The organism is Burkholderia territorii (genome assembly GCF_001718335.1).
Taxonomy (GTDB): domain Bacteria; phylum Pseudomonadota; class Gammaproteobacteria; order Burkholderiales; family Burkholderiaceae; genus Burkholderia; species Burkholderia territorii.
The window spans coordinates 796,123-813,046 of record NZ_CP013365.1 but is presented as its reverse complement, the minus strand read 5'-3'; the positions used below and the strand labels follow the sequence as shown (position 1 = coordinate 813,046).

At 67.9% G+C, this 16,924-nt stretch carries 15 protein-coding genes; 4 read left to right on the top strand and 11 right to left on the bottom strand.

Annotation, left to right across the window (positions count from 1 at the left end):
- Window positions 1-109 precede the first annotated feature (109 nt).
- Window positions 110-1,063 (top strand): LysR family transcriptional regulator, encoded by a 954-nt coding sequence (locus WS51_RS03705; protein WP_069228613.1) that lies wholly within the window; start codon window positions 110-112, stop codon window positions 1,061-1,063.
- A gap of 48 nt (window positions 1,064-1,111) precedes the next feature.
- Here WS51_RS03705 and WS51_RS03700 read toward each other — a convergent pair whose 3' ends face one another.
- Window positions 1,112-1,483: an MAPEG family protein gene (locus tag WS51_RS03700; protein ID WP_059450637.1), complete on the bottom strand. Its 372-nt coding sequence runs from the start codon at window positions 1,481-1,483 to the stop codon at window positions 1,112-1,114.
- Between the two features lie 303 nt (window positions 1,484-1,786).
- On the opposite strand from WS51_RS03700, the gene alr reads away from it, so the two are divergent.
- Window positions 1,787-2,908 carry an alanine racemase gene (alr, locus tag WS51_RS03695; protein ID WP_059869453.1) on the top strand — a complete coding sequence of 374 codons (1,122 nt, stop codon included), beginning with the start codon at window positions 1,787-1,789 and terminating at the stop codon, window positions 2,906-2,908.
- 160 nt (window positions 2,909-3,068) lie between these two features.
- Here the strand turns inward: alr and WS51_RS03690 are convergent, their stop codons facing one another.
- The 6 genes from WS51_RS03690 to WS51_RS03665 form a co-directional block, all read right to left on the bottom strand.
- Complete coding sequence (locus tag WS51_RS03690) at window positions 3,069-3,863, bottom strand: enoyl-CoA hydratase (RefSeq protein ID WP_069228612.1); 795 nt, start codon at window positions 3,861-3,863, stop codon at window positions 3,069-3,071.
- Window positions 3,864-4,086: 223 nt separating this feature from the next.
- A complete protein-coding gene (locus tag WS51_RS03685; protein ID WP_006765703.1) occupies window positions 4,087-4,452 on the bottom strand; it encodes a response regulator in 366 nt (121 codons plus the stop codon).
- A 36-nt stretch (window positions 4,453-4,488) separates the two neighbouring features.
- Window positions 4,489-5,457 carry a chemotaxis protein CheX gene (locus WS51_RS03680; RefSeq protein WP_059773321.1) on the bottom strand — a complete coding sequence of 323 codons (969 nt, stop codon included), beginning with the start codon at window positions 5,455-5,457 and terminating at the stop codon, window positions 4,489-4,491.
- 22 nt (window positions 5,458-5,479) lie between these two features.
- A complete protein-coding gene (locus WS51_RS03675) occupies window positions 5,480-6,064 on the bottom strand; it encodes a hypothetical protein (RefSeq protein WP_069228611.1) in 585 nt (194 codons plus the stop codon).
- Window positions 6,061-6,807: a methyl-accepting chemotaxis protein gene (locus tag WS51_RS03670; RefSeq protein WP_059773316.1), complete on the bottom strand. Its 747-nt coding sequence runs from the start codon at window positions 6,805-6,807 to the stop codon at window positions 6,061-6,063. The genes WS51_RS03675 and WS51_RS03670 overlap by 4 nt, the downstream gene beginning before the upstream one ends.
- Window positions 6,804-9,194 (bottom strand): ATP-binding protein, encoded by a 2,391-nt coding sequence (locus WS51_RS03665; RefSeq protein WP_059540810.1) that lies wholly within the window; start codon window positions 9,192-9,194, stop codon window positions 6,804-6,806. The genes WS51_RS03670 and WS51_RS03665 overlap by 4 nt, the downstream gene beginning before the upstream one ends.
- Before the next feature lie 488 nt (window positions 9,195-9,682).
- On the opposite strand from WS51_RS03665, the gene WS51_RS03660 reads away from it, so the two are divergent.
- A complete protein-coding gene (locus WS51_RS03660; RefSeq protein ID WP_069228610.1) occupies window positions 9,683-10,372 on the top strand; it encodes an alpha/beta hydrolase in 690 nt (229 codons plus the stop codon).
- A gap of 33 nt (window positions 10,373-10,405) precedes the next feature.
- Here the strand turns inward: WS51_RS03660 and WS51_RS03655 are convergent, their stop codons facing one another.
- Both WS51_RS03655 and aspA read right to left on the bottom strand, forming a co-directional pair.
- A complete protein-coding gene (locus tag WS51_RS03655) occupies window positions 10,406-11,902 on the bottom strand; it encodes an amino acid permease (RefSeq protein WP_069228609.1) in 1,497 nt (498 codons plus the stop codon).
- Window positions 11,903-12,005: 103 nt separating this feature from the next.
- A complete protein-coding gene (gene aspA, locus WS51_RS03650) occupies window positions 12,006-13,412 on the bottom strand; it encodes an aspartate ammonia-lyase (protein ID WP_069228608.1) in 1,407 nt (468 codons plus the stop codon).
- A 154-nt stretch (window positions 13,413-13,566) separates the two neighbouring features.
- Between aspA and WS51_RS03645 the strand changes: the two genes are divergently transcribed.
- Entirely contained in the window at window positions 13,567-14,541 is a 975-nt protein-coding gene (locus WS51_RS03645) for a LysR family transcriptional regulator (protein ID WP_059540802.1), read from the top strand.
- Between the two features lie 81 nt (window positions 14,542-14,622).
- On the opposite strand, the gene WS51_RS03640 is transcribed toward WS51_RS03645, so the two are convergent.
- Together WS51_RS03640 and WS51_RS03635 are read right to left on the bottom strand one after the other, a co-directional pair.
- Entirely contained in the window at window positions 14,623-15,687 is a 1,065-nt protein-coding gene (locus tag WS51_RS03640; protein ID WP_069228607.1) for an asparaginase, read from the bottom strand.
- Between the two features lie 210 nt (window positions 15,688-15,897).
- On the bottom strand, window positions 15,898-16,920 hold the full coding sequence (locus WS51_RS03635; RefSeq protein WP_059798956.1) for a DUF2891 domain-containing protein: 1,023 nt from the start codon (window positions 16,918-16,920) through the stop codon (window positions 15,898-15,900).
- Between the last annotated feature and the right edge of the window lie 4 nt (window positions 16,921-16,924).

The window sequence follows — 16,924 nt, the reverse complement described above, 5'->3', positions numbered from 1 at the left end:
GTCGGTTTTTTCGTGACGGTTCGATTGACCGGACCAAGGCTACCCGCGCCCCCGGCGCGCGGCAAAAGATGATTTTTCAACGGGTGTTGAGTCAACTACAATACCCCGCATGTCGCACCTTCCTCCCCTCAGCGCGCTGCGTGCTTTCGAGGCGGCCGTCCGCCTCGGCGGGTTCGCGCGCGCGGCGTCCGAGCTGAACGTGTCGACGAGCGCCATCAGTCACCAGATCCGCGCGCTCGAGGAATCGCTGGGTGCCCGCCTGCTCGAACGCAGCGCCGGCCTCGGCGGCATCGGCCTCACGCAAGCCGGCGCCCGCCTGCTGCCCGCCGTCAGCGATGCGCTGTCGAAGCTGACCGACGCGTGCGACAAGATTCGCGGCACCACCGCGCAACGGCTGACGGTGTCCGCGAACGCGCCGTTTTCGTCGATGTGGCTCGCGCGCCGCCTCGCGGAATTTTCGTCGCTGCATCCCGAAACGCCGCTGCATGCTGTCGTAGTCGACGACGAACCGGATTTCGCGCGCAGCGGCGTCGATCTCGCGATCGTGCACGTACCCGCGCACCGGCTGCGCGACGACGACGACGTGTTGATGCGCGAAACCGTCTTTCCCGTCTGCAGTCCCGAACTGTATCCGCACGCATCGGGGTACGTATGCCGCTCGCGGCTGCTGCAGGAGATGCACGACGACTGCCCCGAAATCGACTGGCGCAACTGGGCCGTGCACTTCGGGCTGCCGGACGACTTCGAAACGAAGATCGTCCGCTACAGCAGTTTCAGTCAGGTGATCGGCGCGGCGGTGGGCGGCGCGGGCATCGCGCTCGGACGCGTGCCGCTGATCGAGCCCGAACTGCGCAGCGGCCGCCTCGTGCCGCTGGTGCCGGGCCTCATGCGCGAGGCGTCCTGGCGGCTGGTGCTGCGCCGCAATCCGTCGGCGCGACACCGGCTGCTCGATCCATTGATCGCGTTCCTGCGCCGCGAGGCCGATGCACCGCCGCTCCAGCTCGCGAAGATCGTTGCGCCCGCATCCAACGACAGCCACGCGCGCGGCGCGGGCGGTGCGTAGCGAAGCCGCGCCCGAAGGCCGCGCGGGCGCTCTCCGTTCATCCTCCCGTCACGGCGCGGCGAAGAACAACGCGACGACACACGCCATCCCCGCGAACCACACGAGCGAGCGCAGCGCCGCCCAGTTCAGCACGTACATCAGCGCATAGACGACGCGAATCGCGACGAAAGCCATCGCAAGCTGATCGACGTGGTGTGCATTCGCGCCGTTGTGCCATGCGACGATCAACGCGGCCGTAAACAGCGCCAGCGCTTCCCACGCATTCTGGTGCGCGGCCTGCGCCCGCGCGCGCCAGCCTTCGAGCCGCGCCAGATACTCGCGCGGCGCGTGGTTGTCGTAGCCCTTGCGAGCCTTGGCCAGGAACGTCATCGGGAACGGCAACAGCGCCACGATGAACAGGCACATCTGGGACGTCGTCATCAAAGTCTCCTCCTTTATGATTACATCGATCAATGACATGGTCGCGCAGAGCTTAGCATCGCGCCGTGCTGATCGCGTACCGGTTTTCTAGACGGGAGACTCGGCCGGACACCCTGCCGGACGCCGTGACGGCATGCCGGCGGCACAAAAATTTCCACCAAATCGCCGACAAATACGTTAATTAAAACTGGTCGAACACCAATAAGATAGCGCTCAACACTGGCTCGGCGTGTTGCCGCGCCAGCCTGCTTATCCGCGCCGCGCCACTGCGCGCACCGAACGACTTTCGACACGAGCCCGCTCATGCCCCGTCCCATCGTCGCCCATATCCGTCCCGACGCCGTCCGCCACAACCTCGATTTCATCCGCCGCACTGCCGCGCGATCTCGCGTGTGGGCCGTGGTCAAGGCCGACGCGTACGGTCACGGGATCGAGCGGATCTATCCGGGCCTCGCAGCCGCCGACGGCATCGCGCTGCTCGATCTCGACGAAGCCGTGCGCGTGCGCGAGCTCGGCTGGGACAAGCCGGTGCTGCTGCTCGAAGGGATCTTCGAGCCGGCCGACGTCGACCTGGCCGATCGCCATCGGCTGACGGTCACCGTGCATTGCGACGAGCAACTCGACCTGCTGATCGCCGCGAAGCCGCGCCAGCCGATCGACATCCAGCTGAAGATGAACTCCGGGATGAACCGGCTCGGCTACCGGCCCGACGCATTCCGCGCCGCGTGGGAGCGCGCGGCGGCCGCGCCGTCGATCGGCAAGATCACGCTGATGATGCATTTCGCGAATGCCGACGAAGGCGAAGCCGACTGGCAGCTCGAGCAGTTCGACGCGGCCACGGCCGGGATTCCGGGCGAACGTTCGGTATCGAATTCCGCGGCCGTGCTGTGGCATCCGCACGCGCATCGCGACTGGGTGCGGCCCGGCACGATCCTGTATGGCGCGTCGCCGACCGGCGCGTCGCGGCACATCGCCGACACGCCGCTGATCGCCGCGATGACGCTGACGAGCAAGATCATCGGCGTGCAGACGCTCGCGCCGGGGGAAACGGTCGGTTACGGCCGCCGCTTCACCGCCGACCAGCCGATGCGCATCGGCGTCGTCGCGTGCGGCTACGCGGACGGTTATCCGCGCCACGCGCCGACCGGCACGCCGATCGCGGTGGACGGCGTGATGACGCGCGTCGTCGGCCGCGTGTCGATGGACATGCTGACCGTCGATCTCACGCCGTGCCCGAACGCGGGCATCGGCGCGAGCGTCGAGCTGTGGGGCGATCAGGTGAAGGTCGACGACGTCGCGCAAGCCAGCGGCACGATCGGCTACGAGCTGATGTGCGCGCTCGCGCGCCGCGTACCGGTCGTGATCGCGCCGCCCGGCGCGTCGACGGTGCAGCCGGCGCCGCGCACGGGCAGCTACGGGCGTTGATGCGCGGCGCGGGCGCGGGCGCGGGCGCCGTGCGTCCCCTGCATTCGCCATTCGGATTCAGCTTGCGAACTGCTTCACAGGCAGAGCGCCCGCCTTGGCAACGTGCGAAGGACGCTCGCGCGGGCAATGCGCACGGGCGGTCACCCCACCCGCCGCCGTGCTACGAGCGCCACACCGGCGCGCGCTTTTCCAGGAACGCGTCGATTCCCTCGCCGGCGTCCTCTTCCATCATGTTGCGCGCCATCACGTCGCCCGCGAACGCGTACGCGTCGTCGAGCGGCAGTTCGCGCTGCCGATAGAACATCTGCTTGCCGTAGCGCACGGCTGCCGGGCTTTTCGCGACGATCTCCGCAACCTTGCGCGCGACGGCCGCGTCGAGCGCATCCTCGGGCACGGCCTCGTTGACGAGCCCCCAGGCGGCAGCCGTCGCCGCATCGACGAAGCGCCCGGTGACGAGCATGTCGAACGCGCGCTTCGCCGACAGGTTGCGGCTCAATGCGACGGCAGGCGTCGAACAAAACAGCCCGACGTTGATTCCGGATACCGCGAAGCGCGCGGTATCGGCTGCGACGGCGAGATCGCACGCGGCGACGAGCTGGCAGCCGGCCGCCGTCGCGATGCCGTGCACGCGTGCGATCACCGGCACCGGCAATGCGCGCATCGCGAGCATCACGCGGCTGCATTGCGCGAACAGCGCGCGGTAGTAATCGAGTTCGGGCCTGGCGCGCATCTGGCGCAGGTCGTGACCCGCGCAGAACGCCTTGCCCTCGGCCGCCAGCACGACGCAGCGCACGTGCGGATCGGCGGCGAGTGAATCGAACGCGTCCTGCAGGCTCGACAGCATCGCCTCCGACAACGCGTTGAACTGTTGCGGCCGGTTCAGCCGCAGCGTGACGACGCCGTCGCGCACGTCGCGCAACAGGATCGGCTCGGGTGTCTCGTGACGGGATTCCATGATGCTCCGCTCGACGGGGTTCGATCGGTCGTGAACCGGCAGCCGGGCGGCACGCACCCGCGTTCGCGATCGACATGATCACGAATCGTCCTCCACATTGCGCGCGGCGTCCAGCATGGCCGGTGCGCCGGCCCGCGAAGCCGGTTCGCACGCCGCCACGCGAAGGCCACACCGACTGCCCGTCGATCGCCGCCCGACGGCGACGCATCGTCTGCGTGCCCCGTCAGCCCGCCAGCTTCTTCAGCGCGTCGAGCACCGCGTCGCCCTTGAACGGTTTCACGATCCAGCCCTTCACGCCGGCAGCCTTGCCGCGCTCCTTCATCGCCGGGCTGCTTTCGGTCGTCAGCATCACGACGTTGACCGACGTATTCGCCAGCTCGCCGCGAATCTTCTCGACCATCGTCAGGCCGTCCATGTTCGGCATGTTCACGTCGCTGATCACGAGCCGCACGCCGGGCGTCGCCTTGAGCTTCGCGAGCCCGTCCTTGCCGTCCACCGCCGTCGCGACGTCGAGCCCGTGATTGCGCAGGAAACCCGCGACTTCATCACGCACCGTGCCCGAATCGTCGACCACCAGAATCTTTGCCATGCCGTCTTCCCCTTTCCTTGTTGCTCACTTCAACATTCAAAACAGTTCCAGCTCGCCCGACTCGACCATCGGCCCGACGTCCTGCACGGATTCGCGGAAATCCTCCGGCGACCAGCTCAGGCTGAACACGAAACGCTGGTCGAGCCGCACCGAGCGCCCCGACACGGGGTCGGTCATCCGGTACTTGAAACAGAGCTGCGGACAGTCGCCGCCGAACGAGATGAACTTCTGCTTGTGATTGACGACGAGCGGCACCTGCACCGGATGGCGCGCGAGTGCCTCGGCGTCGCCGAGATAACGGTTCTTGAACGCGCCCCACACGAGGTTGGTCAGCTCGCCGAGTACGCTGTTCACGTCGCGGAAATCGGGTGCGCGGCCTTCGCCGCGCGTGCCGCCGATCATGTCGAGCAGCGGTTGCTCGCTCGTTTGCAGCAGCATGTAGCCGCGGCACCATGCGCTTTCCAGCGCGATCAGGCTGAACACCTCGCCGAAGATGATCTGGTCGCGCACGATGCACGGCGTGTCGCGCTCGATCGCAAGGCCCGGAAACAGGCTGTCGAGCCGCGCCTCGGTGATCTCCGCGATGCCGCGCACGAGCGCATTCGGGTAATCGCGGCCGAACAGGTATTCGTCGATCGCACGCTTGAGCGGCGCCAGGTCGTCGGCAGCGTAGGCCGCGCACGCGACGCGCGCGAGCGCATCGGGCAGCCCGTCGCGCGATGCGCCGCCGGCATTCGACACGCGGCGCAGGATGATCGGCAACTCGGGCCGCAGCGCATCGATCTGCGTCGCGATGATCGCGCTTTCCTCCGGCGAGCCGCCGTAGTCCTCGGCGAGCAGGATGGCGCCAAGATCGATGTTCGAGCGCAGCACCTTCAGCAGCCGGTTGCGCCGCACGGTCAGGCCGACCAGGTTGTGCTCGTCGCAGAAGCGCTTGATCGTCGCCGCATGCGCGCGGCTGTCGTCGAGCACGAGCACCTTGCTGACGGGTTGGTCTACGGTCATCTCGCTGAGTCCTCGCAATCGGTCAAAACAGTTCGAGCTCGCCGCCCGTGTCCACGCTCGCCGCTTCCGGCACGTGGAAATCGACCGGCGCGTTCGCGCACACGCACAGCGTCGCGCCGATCCGCACGTCGCCGTCGAGCGTCACGTCGTAGGCGGCCGCGTGATCGGGGTTCAACGCATGCAGGTAGTCGACGCTCGCGCCGCTCAACAGGTACGGCGTCGACATCCCCAGATCGGGGAACGGCGCGGTCAGCGCCTGGTTGATCGCGCCGCAGCACAGGTTCGCGACTTCCATGAATGCCTCGGGCAGCGGCCGCTGCGCGCTCGCTCCGGACGCTGCCGCTGCAAAATGACGGCGCGTCGGTTCGTCGTCGCGAAAGCGCAGCGCGAGCAGCAACCGGAAATGCAGTGCCGAAATCGTCAGCACCGCGACATGTTCGGGCACCTTCGGTGTCGCGCGCGGATTCGTGCGTGACGGATCGTGCGACGCGTCGTGCGCGTCGACGGCGACCGGCCGGATTTCGCACGCGCCACCGGACGCGAGCCGCGTGCGCGCCGCATCGAAGAAGATTCGCTCGAAACCGGCCCGGGCCTGCGCACTGATCACGCCGCCGCTCCCTCGAGTCGCGCATGCAGCTGCCCGGCAAGCGTCTCGACCGTCGCGAGCGCGGCGGTGATCATCTTGCCGCCCGCCTGGATGTCCTGGAACGTCGCGGCCGTCACGAGGTCGTTGCGATTGAGGCTGTCCCGATAGCTGTTCGACAGTTGCTGCGAGCGCGCGGCAAGCCCGCGCACTTCGCTCGCGACGATCGAGAAGCCGCGTCCGGCCGTGCCCGCGCGCGCGGCCTCGATCGATGCGTTCAGCGACACGATCGACACGTGCGCGACGATCGCCGACAACTCCTGGTTCTTCGTGCGCATGTCCTGGTTCTGCGTGGTCAGCGAGATCATCTGCTCGTGCCAGCGCTCGAACGTGCCGGCCAGCCCGCGCAGCCGCGCGGCTTCGCCGGCGAGCTTCGTCGCATGCTGAGACAGTGCGGCGCGCTCGGCCGCGAGTGCCTGCAGCGCGTCGCGCTGCTCGCCGGTGCCGGCCGCCTCGCGCGCCAGCGCGTCCTCGAGTTCCGCTTCGCGACGTGCCCACGCCTGCGCCGCGTCGGCATGGGCGGCAACGGCCTCATCGGCCCGCGCATCGGCCGCGCCGAGCGCGGCGCGCAACGCGTCGGCTTCGCGCGTCAGCGCGGTAACCAGCCGTGCCCGCGCGATGCGATACACGATCGCGGCAACCGCCGCAGCCACCACGCCGCCCGCCAGCGCGGCGCCCACCGGGATCATCCATGCGTGCACGATCATTGCGCCACGTCGACGTTCGCGACGCCCGCGCCTGCCGGCTGGCCGGCGTCGCGGGCGGCACCGTCCGCCGCGAATCGCGCCGGCAGCGACACGATCGTCTCGAACGTGCGATACGACGCGCCGACGCGATCGTCCGTGAAGCGCAGCGCGATGTCGCCGCCGTCGCGCTTCAGGAAGTTGCGCACCGCGTCCATCCCGACACCGCGCCCGGACACTTCGGTCACCGCGCGGGCGGTCGAGAAGCCCGGGCGAAAGATCAGTTCGGCCACCGCTTCGTCGGTCAGCGCGGCCTCGTTGCCGGCATCGATCCAGCCACGCTCGCGCGCGACGCCGCGAATCCGGTCGAGCGCGAGGCCGCGGCCGTCGTCGCCGAGCACGAAGCGCAGCGCATCGTCCTCGACGTCGACCGCGATGTCGATCTTGCCCGCCGGCGCCTTGCCCGCCGCGCGACGCTCTTCCGACGTTTCGATCCCGTGGTCGATCGCGTTGCGCAGCAGGTGCATGAACACGTTCTTCAGCGTCGCGCCGATTTCGCTGCGCACGCGATGGCCGTTGCTGTCGATATGCACGACGGGCGCCGGCTTGCCGAGTTCGGCCGCGAGCGACGGCAGCGATTCGATCACGCCGCCCAACGCCTCGCCGATGCTTTGCGTGCCGAACTGGCTCAGCAGTCGACGCACGGAATCGCGCGCCGCGTGCCAGTCGCTCGCGTTCGCCGGATCGGCGCCGTCCAGCATGCGCAGGCTCTCGCTGATATGCGCGCGCTCGACCATCAGGTAGTCGGTGCCGCCGTGCGGCGCCGCCTGGCCATGCCGCCCGAGCGTGACCGCATTGATCGTCGCGTAGTGGTCGACCGCCTCGCGCACGCGGGCCAGGTCGTCCATCAGCGCGTCACGGTTCCACTCGGGGCCGCTGTCCGCGCGCCGCAGCGATTCGTACGCCTGCTCCGCCTCGTGCACGATGTTGGTCAGGTGCTGCAGGCTGTACGTGCGCGCGTTGCCCTTGATCGTGTGCATGTTGCGGAACAGCGCCGCGACGATCGAATGATCGGCGCGTTCGTGCTGGCGGATCATCCGCTCGTTCTCGCTGAGGAAACCCTTCGCGCTGTGCACGAAGTCGTGGAACTTGTCCTGGCTGATCGACAGGATTTCGCCGATCATCTCAAGGCGGCGCTGCTGCTCGCCGGCCTGCGCGGTCAGCTCGCGAATCTCGGTCACGTCGCGCACGCACAGCATCAGCCGCACGACCGTGTCGGTCTCGTCGGTGATCGCCGACCAGCTCAGGTCGAGCCATTTCTCGCGGCCGTCCGGCATCCGCTTCGCGACTTCGTTGACGAGCAGATGCTCGTTGAACGCGAAGTTCATGCTGTCCTCGCCGAGGCACGCATGCACCGCCGCTTCGACCTGCGAGCGCGCGTCGGAGCCGATGCTCGAATCGTCGAACACGAGCGCCATCAGGTCGCGCCCGGCGATGTCGCCGGTCTCGAAGATGGTCTCGAGGTAAGCCGAATACTCCGCATGCACGACGCCGCCTTCGACGACCGTCAGGATCCCTTGCTGCATGTTCTGCAGCATCGCCTGGATGTCGGCGGTCTTCTGCTTCAGTTGCGCGGCATTCTCCTGGATCTTCTCGATCATCCCGTTGAACGCGACGATCGAGTGACCGATCTCGTCCATGCGGCCCACCGGCACGCGGCGCGTGAAATCCTGGCTCGTCGCGATCTCGCTCATCGCCGTCTGCATCCCGATCAGCGGACGCGTGATCTGGCGATACAGCACGAAGCCGAGCGCGGTCAGCAGCACGACGACCGTGCCCGCCACGCCCGCGATCGCGGTGGCCGTCGTCGCGAGCATGCCGTTCAGCGCGCGGATCGCGTCGTCCTTCTGACGGTTCTTCTCGATGCGCAGCGTGTCGACGATGCCCTCGAGTTCGTCGCGATACTGCGCGACGTTCGCGAACAGGAACGCCTGCGCCATCTCGGGCTTGCCGTCAGTCTTCATCTTCACGGTGTCGTCGATCGCCGCGAAGTAGTTGGCGGCGCTGTCCTTCGCCTGCGCGACGAGGCCTTCCTGCGCACGGCCGACCGCCGATTTCGCCTGGGCGTCGAGCGCCGCGCGCAGCGCACCCTGCTTCGCCTTCAACTCGTCGCGCGCCTGTGCGGCGGTGTTCGCGTCGGGCGCGTACACCAGCGTCATGGTCGCGATCTGGATGTTCTTCACGTCGGCGACGAGATCGGCGGACGCGAGCGCGCTCGGCACGATTCCCTGGGTCACCTGACGCACCTCGGACGCGCTCTTGCGCGTCTGGTACACGGCGTATGCGCCGATCGCGGAAAGCGCGAAAAACGTCAGGACGACTAGCAGCGTAATGCGATGACGGATGGTCATGAGTACAGCTCCCCGCAGCGATCCGGCTTCGATCGCCCTTTTGTCTATTGAAAGAATGTGAGCGCCGAATTATCGGGGATGGTGTATGACCGTCCGATGACTGAAAATCAATCGATCGTTGAGAAAATCGCAATGGTCAATTGCGGCGAGAAAATACTAAAGTTTTTCTCGAATCGGCCGTTAACCCTTGGCCTCAAAGGCTCGACGGGCTAGCTGTCGGCCTCGAAAAATCCAGCCCGGATATTCATATTTTTATTTTCTATCCGGTAATTCAATTTGGCCGAATGCCGGTAAAACGTTTGCGCATTATCTGCGAATCGAATCGGTCATGCACCTTGTGCCGCACGGCCGGATTCGCCGCGTGGGCCGATATGGGTGACTGACCGTCGATTCATTCCTGCGGGGAAACAATCAATCGCCGTCCGGCGATTCACGTTCCGCGCCGCGCGTTCTAGACTGTCGGATCACTTCCCCACCGGACCCTTGCAATGACCGACGTGCTGCCGCTGACCACCGACTCCGAATCCGGTCTTCACTACCGGCTGCGCCCCGCCGCCGGCTTGCCCGCGGGCCGCGTGTTGCTGCTGCACGGCGTCGGCGGCAACGAAACCAATCTGCTGAATCTGGCCGGCACGATCGACCCGCGCATCGAAATCGTGTTCGTGCGCGGCCCGCTGACGTTCGGCCCCGGCCAGTACGCGTGGTTTCCGGTGCGCTTCGGCGCGAGCGGCCCGGAGATCGACGCGGCCCGCGCCGATGCGAGCCGCGTGCAGCTGATCGCGCTGCTGCGCGCGTTGCGCGCCCGGCCGGCCGACCACGGACACGCCGCACTGCCCACCGTGATCACCGGTTTCAGCCAGGGCGGCATCATGAGCGCGAGCGTCGCGCTCACGTCGCCGGCCGATGTCACCGCGTTCGCGGTGCTGTGCGGGCGCATCCTGCCCGAGATCGATCCGCTGATCGCGCCGCGCGACGCATTGACCGCGCTGCATGCGCTGGTAATGCATGGCCGCTTCGACGACAAGCTGCCTGTGGCCTGGGCCGAAACCGCCGACGCGAAGCTGACGGCGCTCGGCGTCGCGCACGACACGCGGCTGTACGATGCCGGTCACGAGCTGACCGCGGAAATGGCCGGCGACTTCACCCGCTGGGTCGGTGCGCGCACCGGATTGAACTGAACGCACGGGCGGTCTCCCCGCCCGTGCGTATCGTCAGACGTTGCTCGCCGGATCGGCGCCGATCGGCGCGGCGGCTGCAGCAGCTTCCCGCGCGGCACCGCGCTTCGCGAGCTTCCAGCCAACCACGAGCGCGAGCACGACGACCGGGATCATCGCGACGGTCCACGTGCCGCCCGGATAATCGAACGCCATCATCACCAGCACGCTGACGAGAAACGCAAGCGTCAGCCATGACGTGAACGGCGCACCAGGCATCCGGAACGACACCGGGCTCAGCTCGCCGCGATTGACCGCGCGGCGGAACAGGATCTGGCACATCACGATGAAGCCCCAGGTCGTGATGATCCCGAGCGACGCCATGTTCAGCACGATCTCGAACGCCTGCGCCGGAACGATGTAGTTCAGCGGCACGCCGATCGCATTGACCGCGACCGTGACGAGAATCCCGCCGTACGGCACGCCGCGCGCGTTCATCCGCGACACGAAGCGCGGCGCCGAGCCACCCATCGCCAGCGAACGCAGCACGCGCCCGGTCGAATAGAGGCCGGAGTTCAGGCTCGACAGCGCGGCGGTCAGCACCACGACGTTCATCACCGTGCCGACGTACGGCACGCCGAGCTTGCCGAAGAACGTGACGAACGGGCTTTCGTGCGCGCTGTACGCGGTCCACGGCAGCAGCATCGTCAACAGCACGACCGAGCCGACGTAGAACAGCGCGATGCGCCACATCACGCTGTTGATCGCCTTCGGCAGCACCTTGCGTGCATCGGCGGTCTCGCCCGCCGCGACGCCGACGAGCTCGATGCTCGCATACGCGAACACGACGCCCTGCACGATCAGCACGGCCGGCAGGATTCCGTGCGGAAAGATCCCGCCGTGATCCGCGATCAGGTGCAGCCCCGGCATCTGCCCGGCGACGGGATGGCCGCTCGCGAGAAACACGGCGCCGACCGCGAGGAACAACGCGAGCGTGCCCACCTTGACGATCGAGAACCAGAACTCCATCTCGCCGAACACCTTGACGCCGATCATGTTCATCACCGACACGATCCCCAGCGCGCCGAGCGCGAACACCCACTGCGGCACGTCCGTGAACACGGCCCAGTACTTCATGTAGATCGCCACCGCGGTGATGTCGACGATGCCGGTGGTCGCCCAGTTCAGGTAGTACATCCAGCCGGCGACGAACGACGCGCGCTCGCCCATGAACTCGCGTGCATACGACACGAACGAGCCGCTGGTCGGCCGATGCATCACGAGCTCGCCGAGCGCGCGCATGATCAGGAATGCGAATGCGCCGCACACGAGATACACGACCGCGAGCGCCGGCCCCGCGCTCTGCAGGCGGCCGCCCGCGCCGAGAAAGAGGCCGGTGCCGATCGCCCCGCCCATCGCGATCATCTGCACGTGCCGCGGCTTCAACTGTTTCTCGTAGCCGGTTTCGTGCGACGCGAACATCGCGTCCCGGTCGGCGTGACGGGGGTCCGCGCCGCCGACCGTGTCGGCCGCGCGCTCGCTGGCGTGCTTCATGGTGTGTCTCCGTTTCTTGATGTGTGGCGCCCGTCGACAGGGCGCTGCGGGAACGGCCGCGCACGGGCCGCCGGCGGCATGCGCCGGCGTCGCGCGGCCGGAATCAGTACGCGCGCGGGCGGATCAGCGCTTCGGGCTGCAGCGCTTCGTCCAGTTGCGCGGCGGTCATCAGCTGGCGGTCGAGCACGATTTCGCGGATCGACTTGCCGCTCGCATGCGCCTCGGCGGCCACGGCGGTCGCGCGCTTGTAGCCGATGTACGGGTTCAGCGCGGTCGCGAGCGCGACCGAGCGCTCCATCGTTTCGCGCAACCGCTCGGGGTTCGCGGTGATGCCGCTCACGCAGCGGTCCGCGAGCGTCGTGCAGGCGGTGGTCAGATGGCCGAAGCTGCGGAACAGCGCGCTCGCGATCACCGGCTCGAACGCGTTGAGCTGAAGCTGGCCGGCCTCGGCGGCGAACGTCACCGTGAGGTCGTTGCCGAATACTTCGAAGGCGACCTGGTTCACGACTTCCGGGATCACCGGGTTGACCTTGCCCGGCATGATCGACGAGCCGGCCTGCACGGGCGGCAGGTTGATCTCGCCGAAGCCGGCGCGCGGGCCGCTCGACAGCAGCCGCAGGTCGTTGCAGATCTTCGACAGCTTGACCGCGATCCGCTTCAGCACGCCGGACACCTGCACGAACGCGCCGCAGTCCTGCGTCGCCTCGATCAGGTTCGGCGCGGTGCTCAGGTCCAGGCCGGTGATGCGGCGCAGCGCGGCCAGCGCCTTCTGCGCGTATTGCGGATGCGCGGTGATGCCGGTGCCGATCGCGGTCGCGCCGAGGTTGATCTCGCGCATCAGCAAGCCCGCTTCCTGCAGGCGCGCGATGTCTTCCGTCACCATCACCGCGTAGGTCGAGAATTCCTGGCCGAGCGTCATCGGGACCGCGTCCTGCAACTGCGTGCGGCCGAGCTTCAACAGATCGGCGAACGCGTCGGCCCGCTCCGCGAATGCATCGCGCAGGCGCGCCATCGCGTCGAGCAGATGCTCGACGGCGAAGCAGGTCGCGATCCGGATCGCGGTCGGATAGACGTCGTTCGTGCTCTGCGCGAGATTGACGTGCTCGTTCGGATGCAGGTATTCGTACTGCCCGCGGGCGTGCCCGAGGATTTCGAGCGCGCGATTGCAGATCACCTCGTTGGCGTTCATGTTGGTCGACGTGCCGGCTCCGCCCTGGATGATGTCGACGACGAACTGGTCGTGCAGCCGGCCTTCGCGGATCTCGACGCAGGCGGCGGCGATCGCGTCGCGATACGCGCGCGGCAGCAGCCCGAGCTCGCAGTTCGCATCGGCAGCGGCTTCCTTCACCGCCGCGAGCGCCATGACGAGGTACGGCAGCGACGCGATCGTGCGCCCCGAAATGTCGAAGTTCTCCTTCGCGCGCAGCGTATGGACGCCGTAGTACGCGGAGGCCGGAATGCTTCGTTTCCCTAAAAGATCCGCCTCGACGCGGAAGCCGTTCTCGGTCATGGTGCCCCTCCTGGATTGTCTCTGCCGGCGCGGGGAACCGGCTGCGTTCACAGCTTCCCCGTACGACGGGATCGCATTCTATGCCTTTGCATAAAGAAGCTCGCTTCTGTATTATCGAAAGCGGTTTTGCGTGTGACGCAACAGCGAGAGACGAATGAAAACAACGGCGAGAGACACCGGCATCGATCACCTCGGCGCGATGCGCGCGTTCGTGCGGGTCGTCGAAATGGGGAGCTTTTCCGCGGTCGCGAAGGAGATGCACGTGTCGACGTCGACCGTCGCGCGCAAGATCACGGCCATCGAGGACGCCCTCGGCGTCGCGCTGTTGCATCGCTCGACGCACAGCGTGACGCTGACCGAAGCCGGCCACATCTACCTGGAGCGCGCGGTCACGTTGATCGCCGATCTCGACGACACGCTGCGCGTCGTCGCCGAGCTCAACTCGCAGCCGAGCGGCCCGTTGAAGCTCACCGCGCCGGTCGCGTTCGGCCGCCGTCACCTCGCGCCGCTGATCGCGCCGTTTCTCGCGCGCTACCCGGAGATCCAGCTCGACGTGCGGCTCACCGACAATCACAACGATCTCGTCGCCGGCGGCTTCGACCTCGACATTCACGAAGGCGAGAACTACCTGGACAACCTCGTCGTGCACCGGCTGTCGCGTAACGACAGCATCCTGTGCGCGACGCCCGGCTATCTGGACCGCTGCGGGCGCCCCGCGACGCCCGACGACCTGCGGCATCACAACTGCCTGCGCTACGTGCACCCCGAGGGCGATCCGCGCTGGGAACTCGTGCGCGGTGACGCGCGGCACAGCGTGCTGCCGGCCGGCAACCTTGTCACCGATCATTCGGAACTGCTGCTGGACGCGACCTGCGCGGGGCTCGGCATCGCCGAATTCGAGATCTGGCTGGTGCGCGACCTGCTCGCGAGCGGCCGGCTCGAAGCCGTGCTGCCGCGCTACCGGCTGCAGAACAAGCTCACCGGCGACTACATCTACATCGCGTATCTGGCGAACCGGCGCAGCTCGGCGAAGCTGCGCGTGCTGAAGGACTTCCTCGCGGAGCATCTCGCTCACATCGGCGAGCTGTCGGCAGTCGAGCTGGCGAAGATTCGCGACGCAACCGCGTAGCGGCTGCCGTCGCGCGGGCCGGCAAGCCGGCGCCGATGCCGCGCGCACCTTCGGCACGCGACACCGGGACAACGGCCCCGGTCAGGCCGGCTGCAATTCGAACGGAAAGGTCGCGTGCCCGACCTCGACGCCCTGCGTGTTCAGCATCCGCGGCCGGTGGAACGCGGCGAGGCGCGCGCGCTGCGCGTCGGTGCCGATCCGCAGCCGCTCGAGCAGTTCGCTGACCATCATGTACAGCACGTCGATGTTGCCATCCTCGATCTTCACCGAGATGCCGAGCGCGCCGTCGGCGCCGAGTTCCCGCGTGCGCGCCGATGCGCGTACGCCGATCCCGTAGCACGCATCCGCGCCTAGCTTGCCGACGACCTGCCCCTCGAACGCGTCCATCAGCACCGTGCAGTAGCGCCCTTCCCCGGCGACCAGCTCCGGATGGCCCGTCATCGCATGATGGATGCGCGCCAGCGCGCGCACGCGATCGGTCGTCGCGGTGCCGCCGGCTTCCACGCGATCCGCGCCGTCGGCGAGCGATGCATAAAGACGCGCGAGGCGGTCGAGCGGGAATGCCGGCGTCGGCAGATTGCAGCCGTCGATCGCCCAGTCGACTTCGTCGTCGGGCAGGCCGCACGCATCGGCGACCACCTGCTTCACTCGCACCTGCATCGGATGCGCCGGCAGATGGTAGTCGGCGATCGCCGCGCCGATCGCCCGCGCGCCGGCGAGCATCCCGACGTGCTTGCCCGAGCAGTTGCTGCACACGCCGGTCGGCGTGTAGTCGCGCTTGATCCACGACCGGTACACCGCGTCCGACAACGGCGCATGGCCGCCGCAGCGCAAATCCGACTCCTGTGCGTCGACCTTCGCCAGCATCGCCCGCGTGCGTGCGATGTGCCGCTCCTCGCTGCTGTGCGACGCGCACATCAGCGCGATGTCCGCATCGTCGAAGCCGAAACGCTCGGGCGCACCCGTCTCGATCACGGACAACGCCTGGGCCGGCTTCGCCGCCGAGCGCGCGAGCGTCATCCGGAACGGATCGCCGAGCCGGAACAGCAGCCTGCCGCCGGCATCCACCACCGCCACATCGGCGACGTGCGTGTTCTCGATCGCATTGCCGCGGTACGTCACGACCGCTGCGCGTTGGGTGTCCATCTGTGCTGTCTCCTTCTTCGGGCCGGATTGCCGGGGCCCGTGCTACCGGTACTGCAGTGTATCGGCTCTGCCGCCGGGTCGAGCCGCCCGGTCCGTGGAAAGCGGTATTGCGCCCGATGCAAAGCCGCTCGGGGCACCTCGCGCGCGGCACGTCGCGCGACGCGCGCCCGGCCGTCTCGCCCGGCAAACGCTGCTCTTCAGCACGCGCGACTACGCGTCCAGCGCCAGCAGCGCGAACGTCGCGAGCCAGTGCTCGCCCATGTAATCGCCGGCCACGTGCGCGAGCGCGCTCGCGAGATGCCGGTCGGCCGCCTCGAGCAGCTTCGCGCGCCGCGCATCGCCTTCCGGCAGCGCGCCGGCGAGCGAGCGCTGACACCATGCGCGGCTCAGATTCAACCCGTCGAGATGCGCGATCTTGCCGTCGCTGCGGTCGCTGACGGTCGCCGGCTCGAACAGCGTCGCCGGCTCGCCGCGCGCGAGATCGGGCAGGAAACGCGCGAACCACCCGTCGAATTCGGCGGCCGGCAGCACGCGCCGCATCAGCTCCGCTTCCATCAACGCGGGCGACAGGAATTCGTCGCCCGACGGCTCCCACGCCTGGCACCCGGCATCGTTCAGATGCCAGCGTTTCGCCGTATCGACGATCAGCGCCGCGAGCCCGTCGCGCTGCGTCGCGCGCGCGAAGTCGAGCGCGAGCGCGAGCGCAAACGCGGTGTTGAAGTGCGTGCCGACCCGCAGCGGGTAGGTGGCCTTCGGCAGGAAGGTCTCGAAGCGCGCGACGAACAGTTCGGCGAGCGGCGCGATCGTCTTCGCCCAGCGGGCGGCCTGCGGCACCACGCCCTTCAGCGCGAGCCGCTCCAGTTGCGCGGACAGCGCGAGCAGCCACGCCCAGCCGTAAGGCCGTTCGAAACCGGCGTTGTGCGGCAGCGCGAGATAGGCGCGTTCGCCGGCGACGTTCGCGTCGGTGAAATGCGCGTCGACGACGGCGATGATCCGCTCGGCCTCCGGCAGCGCCGGATAGCGTTCGAGCACGCTCAGCACGAGCCAGTAGCCGTGCACGCACGAATGCCAGTCGTAGCTGCCGTAGAAGATCGGGTGCAGTGCGCGTGGCCCTTGTACGTCGTGCGGGCCTTCGAGCGAGTGCGTGAGCTTGTTCGGATATTCGCGGGTCAGGTGCGCGAGCGCGAGCGACGCGAATTTCGATGCGAGTTCGGGAGTCAGTCGGTCGGTCATGGGC

Bases quoted from the DNA above. Each gene is read 5' to 3' on its own strand.
- WS51_RS03660 (WP_069228610.1), top strand. From the start codon at position 9,683: ATGACCGACGTGCTGCCGCTGACCACCGACTCCGAATCCGGTCTTCAC.
- WS51_RS03705 (WP_069228613.1), top strand. From the start codon at position 110: ATGTCGCACCTTCCTCCCCTCAGCGCGCTGCGTGCTTTCGAGGCGGCC.
- WS51_RS03655 (WP_069228609.1), bottom strand. From the start codon at position 11,902: ATGAAGCACGCCAGCGAGCGCGCGGCCGACACGGTCGGCGGCGCGGAC.
- WS51_RS03665 (WP_059540810.1), bottom strand. From the start codon at position 9,194: ATGACCATCCGTCATCGCATTACGCTGCTAGTCGTCCTGACGTTTTTC.
- WS51_RS03640 (WP_069228607.1), bottom strand. From the start codon at position 15,687: ATGGACACCCAACGCGCAGCGGTCGTGACGTACCGCGGCAATGCGATC.
- WS51_RS03670 (WP_059773316.1), bottom strand. From the start codon at position 6,807: ATGATCGTGCACGCATGGATGATCCCGGTGGGCGCCGCGCTGGCGGGC.
- WS51_RS03690 (WP_069228612.1), bottom strand. From the start codon at position 3,863: ATGGAATCCCGTCACGAGACACCCGAGCCGATCCTGTTGCGCGACGTG.
- alr (WP_059869453.1), top strand. From the start codon at position 1,787: ATGCCCCGTCCCATCGTCGCCCATATCCGTCCCGACGCCGTCCGCCAC.
- aspA (WP_069228608.1), bottom strand. From the start codon at position 13,412: ATGACCGAGAACGGCTTCCGCGTCGAGGCGGATCTTTTAGGGAAACGA.
- WS51_RS03680 (WP_059773321.1), bottom strand. From the start codon at position 5,457: ATGACCGTAGACCAACCCGTCAGCAAGGTGCTCGTGCTCGACGACAGC.
- WS51_RS03685 (WP_006765703.1), bottom strand. From the start codon at position 4,452: ATGGCAAAGATTCTGGTGGTCGACGATTCGGGCACGGTGCGTGATGAA.
- WS51_RS03700 (WP_059450637.1), bottom strand. From the start codon at position 1,483: ATGACGACGTCCCAGATGTGCCTGTTCATCGTGGCGCTGTTGCCGTTC.
- WS51_RS03645 (WP_059540802.1), top strand. From the start codon at position 13,567: ATGAAAACAACGGCGAGAGACACCGGCATCGATCACCTCGGCGCGATG.
- WS51_RS03635 (WP_059798956.1), bottom strand. From the start codon at position 16,920: ATGACCGACCGACTGACTCCCGAACTCGCATCGAAATTCGCGTCGCTC.